A 6,740-nucleotide genomic window follows, 5' to 3' on the forward strand; every position below is an offset into this window, starting at 1 on the left:
AGAAGCGGTCTATTACTGGCCAGTAAAGCGACCGCTTCTCCCCGAACTACCCCGGCATGACGACTCGGTGATCCCGTCAGCAGGTCGCGAACAGCAGCGGCCCGGTGGACAGGTCCGAGAGCACGTAGGCGCCGGGCTTGGGGTGCAGGTCCATGGTCACGACCGAGCCCGAGGCCGCGACCTTGCCGAGGGTGAACCGGTCGCGGAAGGTGCCGCCCTGGCCCGGGGCAGGCCCGGTGGCGAGGGTGGCGCGGGTGTCGGCGTTGGTCACCGCCTGGCCGTGATCGGCGAACGCCATCGCCACGGTGACGTCACCGGGCCGGCCGGACGAGCGCGCCGAGCGGGCCATCGCGAAGGCCAATACCGGGTTGACCTTGCCGGCCGCGGCGATGAGCTGGTCGCCCTGCGCCGCGTCGGCGGGGTCGGCCTGCGACATCGCCAGCTTCTCGCACGTGTAGTCGCCACCGTAGATCTCCGCCGACAGCGGCGTCCCGAGCTTGCCGGCCACGTCGCCGACCGGGCCGGGCAGCGAGCCGTGGCCGAGCCGGTCCACGGTCTGGCGCAGGTAGGAGTCGTTGTCGCTGGTGAGCATCAGGTGGTCGGACTCGTCGAGAGCCACATACTGCAGTTCCGGTACGGCGCCCACGTCGACCGAGCTGCCGTCCCAGACGCCGCTGGGCGTGCTGGGCGGCGTGAAGCCCGCCGCGGTCAGGTGATGACGGATCGAGCCGAACGAGCCGGGCACCTTCACGATCACCACCGCTCCCGACGTCGACTGCGCGTACAGCTCCCAGTCGAGTCTCGCCAGGGAGATGCCGAACGAGCGCCGCAGCACGTCGGTCGAGTCGGTCAGCGACGAGCCGGCGGTGAGGTCCTCGTCGTACCCCTTCGAGAGCAGCGCCGACTCCGACGAGGTCCCCACGGCACGGCGTACCGCCGCCCAGTCGGTCCAGGAGTAGCGCTGGGCGTCCTTGGGGGCGAAGTCGAGGGCGCGTTCCAGATCGCCGCGGTGAGCGCTGCGCCAGGCTCGGGCGCCGAGCAGGAGCGCGGCCACCAGGACCACCGCCAGCGCGGCAGCACCCGCGACCCGCCACCGCCTCGACACATGTGACAACCTACCGACATGGCAGTGCGCTCCCGCGATGTCGAGGCCGCCGGTGTCGTCGTCTTCCGGCCGGGGCGCGAGGTGCTGCTGGTGCATCGGCCGAAGTACGACGACTGGTCCTTCCCCAAGGGAAAGCTCGATCCCGGCGAGCACGCCACGGTCGCGGCGGTGCGTGAGGTCGAGGAGGAGACCGGCCTGCGGGTCCGGCTCACCCGGCCGCTGCACCGCCAGCGCTACCAGATCGTCCGCGGCTGGAAGCGGGTGCACTATTGGACCGGCCGCGTGGTGTCCGGCAGCCCGGACGAGGTCACCGGCTACCAGCGCCTCGGCGAGATCGACGAGGTCGCCTGGGTGCCGATCGACAAGGCGCTGCGACTGCTGACCTACAGCCGGGACAAGGCGACCCTGCGTGAGGCGATCGCCGTCCGGAAGCGCACCGCCCCGCTGATCGTGCTGCGGCACGCCGAGGCCCGTGCCCGCAGCACCTGGCACGGGGACGACCGGCGCCGGCCGCTGCTGGCCGCCGGGCGCCGGCAGGCCGAGGCGGTGGCCGGCGTCCTGGCGGCGTACGGCGTCACCCGGGTGGTCACCTCTGACAGCACCCGCTGCGTCGAGACCGTGGCGCCGTACGCCGAGGCGGTCGGCGTGCCCATCGAGACGACACCACTGCTCAGCGAGGAGGACGTGGCCGAGCAGGCGACCACGACGCTGCTGCGCAACCTGCGCGCGGAGGTCGCCGACGGCCCCGTGGTCGTGTGCACCCATCGGCCGGTGCTGCCGCTGGTGTTCCGGGCGCTCGGCGTACGCAACCTCCTGTTGCGCAAGGGCGAGCTGGTCGTGCTGCATGTCCGCAAGGCGCGGGCCGTGGGTATAGAGCGCCACCTGCCGCTCTGACAAGAGCGGCGTGAGGTAGTTCACCCAATATCCGTCTGCTCTCAAGGGATGTGTCGCCGAGACGGCGGGTGACGTTCACGCCTCGTTCACCGACGGCCCCGAATCCGGTCACTTCGGCTCCTTACGGTCTCAGCGTTCCGTTACAGATCGAGGAGATTTCGAGTGAAGACCAGCACCCTCCGCCGCGCCGTCGTCCCGGGCGTCGCGGCCCTCGCCCTCGCAGCCTCCCTGGCGGCCTGCGGCTCGAGCAACAACTCCGCCGACAACGCTGGTGGCGCCGACGGTGGTGCGGGCAACTCCGCGTCGTCGGGCTCGCTCAGCGGCACCGTCGCCGGTGGCGGCTCCTCCGCCCAGGAAAAGGCCCAGGAGTCCTGGCGCGCAGGCTTCGGTCAGAGCAACTCGGGTGTGACCCTGACCTACGACTCGGTGGGCTCCGGCACCGGGCAGACCAACTTCATCTCCGGCGCCTACAAGTACGCCGGCTCCGACTCCGCGATGGACGACGCCACCCTGGCGAAGGCCAAGCAGACCTGCGGCGGTGACCCGATCGAGATCCCGGTGTTCATCTCGCCGATCGACGTCGCCTTCAACCTCAAGGGGGTGACGTCCCTCAACCTCGACGCCGACACGATCGCCAAGATCTTCACCGGCAAGATCACCAAGTGGGACGACCCGGCCATCGCGGCGCTCAACGACGGCGTCAAGCTGCCCTCGACCGCGATCACCCCGGTGCATCGCTCCGACGCCTCGGGTACGACGTGGAACTTCACCGACTACCTCAACAAGGCCGCTCCGTCGGAGTGGTCCAGTGCTGCGAACACCGCTTGGCCCTCGACGAAGGGCGAGTCCGCCGAGGGCACCTCCGGCGTCGTGGGTGCCGTCCAGGCCGGTGACGGCACCATCGCCTACATCGACGATTCGGGCGTCCAGGGCACCAAGCTCGGCGTGGCCAAGATCAAGGTCGGTGACTCCTACGTGGCGCCGTCCGCCGACGGCGCGGCCAACGACCTCGCCGCCTCGGAGGTGGTCAGCGGCTCGCCCGAGACGGTGATGGCCTACAACCTGAACCGCACCACCACGGACGCGAAGAACTACCCGATCTTCATGGCGTCCTACGAGATCGCCTGCCAGAGCTACAGCGACGCCAACACCGCGGCGATCGTGAAGGCGTTCCTCACCTACATCACCTCCGCCGACGGCCAGAAGGCGGCCGCCGCCAACGCCTACTCGGCCCCGCTGCCGTCCGATGTCGCCTCCAAGGAGGCGACGATCATCGCCAAGATCGGCAGCTGACCAACGCCGGGAGGCGGCGGGCCCCGATCGGGCTCGTCGCCTCCCGCGTCGGTTCCCAGACGGGAGTTCCCAACGCAGTGAGCATCACCAGATCCGCATCCGTCGTCGAACGCCGCTCCCCGGCCCGCCTCGGCGACCGCATCTTCTCCACGACCGCCATGACCGCCGGCGTGATCATCATGGTCGCGCTGGGGGCGGTGTTCGTGTTCCTCGCGGTCCAGGGAGCGCAGGGCTTCCACACTGACCGCTCGGTCTACGAGCCGGCGGCGCACAACTTCTGGACCTACGCGGCCAAGCTCCTCTTCGGTACGACGTTGGCAGCGGTGCTGGCGATGATCATCGCGGTGCCGTTCGCGATCGGGCTGGCGCTGTTCATCTCGCACTACGCCCCTCGGCGTCTCGCCGTACCCGTTGCTTATGTGATCGACCTGCTCGCGGCGGTGCCGTCCGTCGTCTACGGCCTGTGGGGCGCACGCTCGCTGGCCTCGGCGGCACAACCGGTGCAGCGTTGGCTGGGCGACCATCTCGGCTGGTTCCCGCTGTTCTCGGGGCAGGTTTCCGCGACCGGCCGCACCATCCTGGTGGCGGCGGTGGTGCTGGCGATCATGATTCTGCCGATCACGACGGCTATCTGTCGTGAGGTCTTCCAACAGACGCCACGGTTGCTCGAGGAGGCCGCGCTGGGTCTGGGGGCGACGCGTTGGGAGATGATCCGGATGGCGGTCTTTCCCCACGCCCGCTCGGGCATGGTGGCCGGCGTGATGCTCGGGTTGGGTCGCGCTCTCGGCGAGACGATGGCGGTGGCGATGGTGCTCAGCGCCAGCCCACTGGTGACGCTGAAGGTGCTCACCAGTGACAACCCCGCCACGATCGCCTCCAACATCGCGGCGAACTACAACTCCGAGGACAACCGGATCCAGACCGTGCTGATCGCCACCGGCCTGGTGCTGTTCGTCTTCACGTTCCTGGTGAACTTCGCCGCGCGCCTGATCGTGGCCCGCTCGGAGAGGAAGCTGGCGTGACCACCGCTGACGTGACCATGCAGACCCACAGCCTGCCGCTGCACCGGCTGCGCCTGCCGCAGTACGCGGTCCCGATGGTGATGGGCACCGCCGTCGTCGTAGCGGCACTTCTCGGCCTCCTGCTCGGCTGGGGTTGGGTGCCGATGGCGATCGTGGCCATCCTCCTCACGGACGTGGCCCTGCCGCTGTGGTCGAGGCTGGTGGAGGGTCGGAGGGCCGCCGTCGACCGTCTGGTGACCGCGCTGATCTGGACGGCCCTGGTGTGCGCGCTAGCCCCGCTGGCGTGGCTGCTGATCAAGACGTTGGCCTCCGGCATCCCAGCGATCAACGGCCACTTCCTGACCCACAACATGGTCCAGCAGCTGGACCCGGTGACGTTCAAGACCATGCCCGGCTCCGGCGTGGTACACGCGTTACTGGGGACTCTGCTGGTGACCCTCGGGGCGACAATCATTTCCGTCCCGGTCGGCCTGATGACGTCGGTCTACCTGGTCGAGTACGGTCGCGGTCGCCCGATTGCGAGGGTGATCACCCTGTTGGTCGACGTGATGACCGGTATCCCCTCCATCGTCGCAGGGCTGTTCGCCCTGGCACTGTTCAGCGTGTTCTTCGGGGTGGGCACCCGGATGGGTGTGATGGGCTCGATCGCGCTGTCATTGCTGATGATCCCCACGGTGGTGCGTTCGGCCGAGGAGATGATGCGGCTGGTGCCGGGCGACCTGCGGGAGGCGTCGTACGCGCTCGGCGTGCCGAAGTGGCGCACCATCCTCAAGGTCGTGCTGCCCACCAGCATCGGCGGCATCATCACCGGCGTCATGCTGGCGATCAGTCGCGTCATCGGGGAGACTGCGCCGCTGCTGGTCGCCGTCGGAAGCATCGACGTGACCAATACCAACCTGTTCTCGGGTCGGATGCAGACTCTGCCGGTCTTCATCATGACCGAGTACCAGACCAGTACGCCGGCGGGATACCGGCTGGCGTGGGGCGGAGCGCTCCTGCTCATCGCCATCGTGATGGTCCTCAACCTGGCCGCCCGCATCATCGGCAAGATCTTCGCCCCCAAGACCGGGCACTGACGGGAGTAACACCCATGGCAAAGAGCATCGACGTCACCGACCTCGACATCTACTACGGCGACTTCAAGGCCGTCGAGGGCGTGACCATGACCATCAAGGCCAAGTCGGTCACCGCGTTCATCGGCCCCTCCGGCTGCGGCAAGTCGACCTTCCTGCGCTCGCTGAACCGGATGCATGAGGTGATCCCCGGAGCGCGGGTCGAGGGCAAGGTGATGGTCGACGGCCAGTCGCTCTACGACCCCTCCATCGACCCGGTCGAGGTGCGTCGTCGCATCGGCATGGTCTTCCAGCGGCCGAACCCGTTCCCCACCATGTCGATCTACGACAACGTGCTGGCCGGCAACCGGCTCAACGCCCGCCGGCTCGGCCGCGCGGAGGCGGATGCCATCGTGGAGAAGTCGCTGCGCGGCGCCAACCTGTGGAACGAGGTCAAGGACCGGCTCGGCAAGCCTGGGATGGGGCTCTCCGGCGGCCAGCAGCAGCGGCTGTGCATCGCCCGCGCGATCGCGGTGGAGCCTGAGGTGTTGCTCATGGACGAGCCGTGCTCGGCCCTCGACCCGATCTCGACAGCGGCCATCGAGGACCTCATCCACGAGCTGAAGTCGTCGTACACGATCGTGATCGTGACGCACAACATGCAGCAGGCCGCCCGCGTCTCCGACGACACCGGCTTCTTCAACCTCAAGGCCGCCGGGCAGCCGGGCCACCTGGTGGAGTTCAACCCCACCAAGACGATGTTCACCAACCCGGAGAACGAGTCCACCGAGGCCTACATCTCGGGGCGCTTCGGCTGATCCGCTCTTCGTAGGTCGGCGCCGGTGGGTCTGGTCCCCTTCGCCGGCGCGCACTCGGGAGAAACTGGCTAGCGGGGACGGGTGGAAGCGCTCATATCCCGAGTCGGCTAGCCAGTTTCCTGCCGCTGCTCGGTCCACAGCAGCGACCAGGTCCAGATGCCGCCGTCCCTACCTTGCGGTGGATCGGCGTCGACCGGTGCCACCGCGCCAGCCAGCTCGCCGATGAGAACGCCTGGTCGCCGGAGGAGACCGGGATCCGGCTGTTGAGGATGATCGACCTGGGATGTGAGCCGGCCCTCTGGCTCGGCGCGACGACGCCGAAGCCCGGCAGCGGGCGAGATCAGACCCCGAAGAGCACCCGCAGGACCTCGTACGACGCGGCGGCGGCGAGGCCCGCGGCCGGGAAGGTGAGCACCCAACCGGCGACGATGTTGCCCGCTACGCCCCAACGCACCGCGTTGAAGCGCTGGGTGGCGCCGGCCCCCATGATCGCGGAGGTGATCGTGTGAGTGGTCGAGATCGGCGCCTTGAACGCGAACGCGGTGGTGTAGAGCAC

Annotated in this window: 7 protein-coding genes; 5 read left to right on the forward strand and 2 right to left on the reverse strand. The window is 68.8% G+C overall.

Going from position 1 to position 6,740, the window contains the following annotated elements:
- Positions 1 to 76 precede the first annotated feature (76 nt).
- Positions 77 to 1,105 carry a hypothetical protein gene (locus VHA72_RS05090; protein WP_325573359.1) on the reverse strand — a complete coding sequence of 343 codons (1,029 nt, stop codon included), beginning with the start codon at positions 1,103 to 1,105 and terminating at the stop codon, positions 77 to 79.
- Positions 1,106 to 1,123: 18 nt separating this feature from the next.
- Here VHA72_RS05090 and VHA72_RS05095 point away from each other — a divergent pair, with 18 nt between their 5' ends.
- From VHA72_RS05095 to pstB, 5 genes are all read left to right on the forward strand, one after another.
- Complete coding sequence (locus VHA72_RS05095; protein WP_325573360.1) at positions 1,124 to 1,999, forward strand: NUDIX hydrolase; 876 nt, start codon at positions 1,124 to 1,126, stop codon at positions 1,997 to 1,999.
- Between the two features lie 162 nt (positions 2,000 to 2,161).
- Positions 2,162 to 3,292, forward strand: a complete 1,131-nt coding sequence (pstS, locus tag VHA72_RS05100; RefSeq protein WP_325573361.1) for a phosphate ABC transporter substrate-binding protein PstS — start codon at positions 2,162 to 2,164, stop codon at positions 3,290 to 3,292.
- Positions 3,293 to 3,369: 77 nt separating this feature from the next.
- Positions 3,370 to 4,314, forward strand: a complete 945-nt coding sequence (gene pstC / locus VHA72_RS05105; RefSeq protein ID WP_325573362.1) for a phosphate ABC transporter permease subunit PstC — start codon at positions 3,370 to 3,372, stop codon at positions 4,312 to 4,314.
- A complete protein-coding gene (gene pstA, locus VHA72_RS05110) occupies positions 4,311 to 5,390 on the forward strand; it encodes a phosphate ABC transporter permease PstA (protein WP_325573363.1) in 1,080 nt (359 codons plus the stop codon). The genes pstC and pstA overlap by 4 nt, the downstream gene beginning before the upstream one ends.
- A 14-nt stretch (positions 5,391 to 5,404) precedes the next feature.
- The gene (gene pstB, locus VHA72_RS05115; RefSeq protein WP_325573364.1) at positions 5,405 to 6,184 is read left to right on the forward strand and encodes a phosphate ABC transporter ATP-binding protein PstB; all 780 of its coding nucleotides are present in this window, start codon (positions 5,405 to 5,407) and stop codon (positions 6,182 to 6,184) included.
- 340 nt (positions 6,185 to 6,524) lie between these two features.
- Here the strand turns inward: pstB and VHA72_RS05120 are convergent.
- A partial coding sequence (locus VHA72_RS05120; protein ID WP_325573365.1) for an inorganic phosphate transporter occupies positions 6,525 to 6,740 on the reverse strand: 216 nt, incomplete at its 5' end.

Source organism: Nocardioides sp. (assembly GCF_035547795.1).
Classification (GTDB): Bacteria; Actinomycetota; Actinomycetes; order Propionibacteriales; family Nocardioidaceae; genus Nocardioides.